This is a genomic window from Spiroplasma sp. hy2 (genome assembly GCF_044714365.1).
GTDB classification, from domain to species: Bacteria; Bacillota_I; Bacilli_A; order Mycoplasmatales; family Mycoplasmataceae; genus Spiroplasma; species Spiroplasma phoeniceum.
In genome coordinates, this window is record NZ_RXFZ02000287.1 from 1 (window position 1) to 872 (window position 872).

Sequence of the window (872 nt, forward strand, 5' to 3'; positions counted from 1 at the left end):
TAAAACAAAAGATTTAGAAAAACAAGCATATTTACAAGCATATCGTAAGCAATATTATACAAAAATGTTTGATACTGTTTTAAAATATTATGGTTTATGAGATGGAAATGGTGAACGAGAATATGGTTTTGATTTTGTTAGTGCTAGTTTAGTTGATCAAATGCGACAAAATGAATTAATTACTGCTAGATTAGATAATGGTACAATGGAACCAATAAGAGCGATAACTGAATATGAAAATATTGATGAATTAGAAGCAGCAAAATATTTAGAAAAAATAGAGGCATGACAAGATAAAATGCAAGCCAAAGAAATAGAACATAATAATAAATTACTAGAATATGATGAAACTGGTAATAATCAAAATGCTATCCAAGGTAGAACAGAAATTAAGGAGAATTAAAAAATGAGTAGAATTAATCCCGGGGTTATAGAAGAATTAAGAAGACAAGCCCACGATACTTTAATCGATATCAGAGAAAACATAAAAGATAATCGCCATTGAATGGTATTTCCATTTAATGTTTATAGTTCATATATTCCTGATACTGAAACAGGTTGAAAACCTAATAATGCTAAACCAAGTGATTATGGTAGTTATTCACGCATATTTGATAATATGGAAAGTACTATTGCACAATGACAAGATAGTTTAAAAATAGTTCAAAAATATAAAGGTGAAGAAATTAATATTTTAACGATTGATGATTTTAATAAACAACCAATTAATTCAACTATATGAGCCAATAATGAAACACCATTTGCGATAAAATTAAAAGATGAAAATAATAATGTTTATTGAAAATTAATTGATGGTGAAAACATTTATGATATTAATAGAATGTTAGAATACTTAAATAAATATAAATTAA

Annotated in this window: 2 protein-coding genes; both read left to right on the top strand. The window is 25.8% G+C overall.

Features of this window, described 5'->3' with window-relative positions:
* Nucleotides 1-403 (top strand): hypothetical protein (locus tag EHV01_RS06115; protein WP_422066685.1); only part of this gene is annotated, 403 nt, incomplete at its 5' end.
* 3 nt (nt 404-406) lie between these two features.
* Nucleotides 407-872, top strand: a 466-nt coding sequence (locus EHV01_RS06120) for a hypothetical protein (RefSeq protein WP_422066686.1), incomplete at its 3' end; no start/stop codon positions are given.